This is a genomic window from Allobosea sp. CER48, from assembly GCF_044752385.1.
Taxonomy (GTDB): Bacteria; Pseudomonadota; Alphaproteobacteria; order Rhizobiales; family Beijerinckiaceae; genus Allobosea.
The window spans coordinates 1-1,913 of the sequence record NZ_JBIWYK010000533.1; the positions used below are offsets into that span (position 1 = coordinate 1).

Sequence of the window (1,913 nt, forward strand, 5' to 3'; positions counted from 1 at the left end):
CTGACGATCCGCGTCACCGACCCCGAAACCGGCGAGCCGCTCGGCGGCCTTGTCGGGCGCACCTCGCTCGGCGTGCTCTTCATCGATCTCGTCTATCTGCCGAAGAGCCTGCGCGGCACCGGCACCGGCAGCCGCATCCTCGCCATGGCGGAGGAGGAAGGCCGCCGTCGCGGATGCAGCAAGGCCGTGCTCTTCACCATCAGCTTCCAGGCGCCGGAATTCTACAAGAAGCTGGGATGGCAGGTCTTCGGCGAGATCGCACCGAAGCCGCCCGGCGCGACGCGGATCTACCTGACCAAGGACCTGTGAGCGCTCAGGCGCCGCCTTCCCGTTCCCGGAACGCCTTCCGTGCCGCCGAAACCTCCGCGTAGTAGGTCTCGGCCCAGACCCAGACGCCGCAGAAGGCCGCACTGAGCTCGCGCCCGAGCTCGGTAAGCGTATAGTCGACATGGGGCGGGATGACCGGATGGACGGTCCGGATGACCAGCCCGTCGCGCTCCATCTCCCGCAGCGTCTTGGTCAGCATTTTCTGGCTGATGCCACCGACGATGCGGCCGACCTCCGTGAAGCGCAGCGTGCCGTGCTCCTCCAGCGCCTCCAGCACCAGCATCGTCCACTTGTCTGCCACCTGCGCGATAACCTGCCGAACCAGCGACTCAACCGCGGGGCTGACGGGAGGGATGGCGTCGCTGCGCGCATGCATCGTCGCCATCGCGGTCCGGATCGTCTCCATCCGACACTCTCCTTTTGGTACGTATGGCACTTTCGAGCGCCTTCTTTCCTTTGAAGACTGACGATGCCACCTGCTGGGACGTAACCACAAGAGGGCTTGTCATGAACATCGCAGGCAACACCATCCTGATCACGGGCGGCGGCTCCGGGATCGGCCGGGCGCTCGCCGAAGCGCTGCACGCCAAGGGCAATCAGGTCATCATCGCCGGCAGGCGCGAAAGCGTCCTGGACGAGGTCACTGCCGCCAATCCCGGCATGGCCTCGATGCTCCTCGACATCCAAGACAAGGCCGATATCGAGGCTTTCGCCCGGCAGGCGGTCGAGCGCTTTCCGAATCTCGACGCCGTCCTCAACAATGCCGGCATCATGAAGCCGGAGGACATCCCGGCCGCCAAAGACCCCGCTATCGCCGAGGAAACGATCGCCACCAACCTGCTCGGCCCGATCCGGCTGACGACGGCGCTGCTGCCGTATCTCCTGAAGCGACCGCGCGCGACGGTGCTGACCGTTTCATCCGGCCTCGCCTTCGTGCCGCTGGCGCTGACGCCGACCTACAGCGCGACCAAGGCAGCGATCCACTCCTGGTCGATCGGCCTGCGCGAGCAGCTCAAGAACACGTCGGTCGAGGTCATCGAGATCGCCCCGCCCTATGTACAGACCGAGCTGATGGGCGCCGAGCGGGCGGCCGATCCCGCCGCGATGCCACTGGCCGATTTCATCGCCGAGGTGATGACGATCCTCGAAACCCGGCCGGACGCCGTGGAGGTGATCGTCGAACGCTGCAAGCCGCTGCGCCATGCCGAGGCAACCGGCACCTTCGCGAACATCTTTGCCGCGCTGAACGCCCGGCACGCCTGAGCGCGGGCTCAGGCCAGGGCCGCCACCCCGAACGAGAAGACGACGCGATTCCGGCCTGCCGTCTTCGCCCGGTAGAGCTGCTCGTCGGCTTCGGCGATCAGCTCGTCGAGTGTCGCGTCGCCGGTCTGAGCGGCGGCGCCGATGCTCACCGTCAGACCGACCACCCCGCCGCCCGGCGCCTCGATCCTGAGGCGCCGCACCACCTCGAGAAGCCGCATCGCGACGGGCCCGGCTTCCGAGATCGTCATGCCCGGCAGGTAGACGGCGAACTCCTCGCCGCCGAGCCGCCCGGAGAAGCCGTCTTGCGCGACCGTCCCGGCGAT

At 67.3% G+C, this 1,913-nt stretch carries 4 protein-coding genes; 2 read left to right on the top strand and 2 right to left on the bottom strand.

The features are described from left to right. Window positions 1-309: GNAT family N-acetyltransferase (locus ACIPIA_RS15195; RefSeq protein ID WP_400510758.1), on the top strand; the 309-nt coding region annotated here is incomplete at its 5' end. A 4-nt stretch (window positions 310-313) separates the two neighbouring features. Here the strand turns inward: ACIPIA_RS15195 and ACIPIA_RS15200 are convergent. Next, window positions 314-733, bottom strand: a complete 420-nt coding sequence (locus ACIPIA_RS15200; protein WP_400510759.1) for a winged helix-turn-helix transcriptional regulator — start codon at window positions 731-733, stop codon at window positions 314-316. Window positions 734-834: 101 nt separating this feature from the next. Here ACIPIA_RS15200 and ACIPIA_RS15205 point away from each other — a divergent pair, with 101 nt between their 5' ends. After that, complete coding sequence (locus ACIPIA_RS15205) at window positions 835-1,590, top strand: SDR family oxidoreductase (RefSeq protein WP_400510761.1); 756 nt, start codon at window positions 835-837, stop codon at window positions 1,588-1,590. Window positions 1,591-1,598: 8 nt separating this feature from the next. Here the strand turns inward: ACIPIA_RS15205 and ACIPIA_RS15210 are convergent. Continuing rightward, window positions 1,599-1,913, bottom strand: a 315-nt coding sequence (locus ACIPIA_RS15210) for a GGDEF domain-containing protein (protein ID WP_400510763.1), incomplete at its 5' end; no start/stop codon positions are given.

Coding starts and splice junctions, on each gene's coding strand:
- ACIPIA_RS15205 (WP_400510761.1), top strand. CDS start 835: ATGAACATCGCAGGCAACACCATCCTGATCACGGGCGGCGGCTCCGGG.
- ACIPIA_RS15200 (WP_400510759.1), bottom strand. CDS start 733: ATGGAGACGATCCGGACCGCGATGGCGACGATGCATGCGCGCAGCGAC.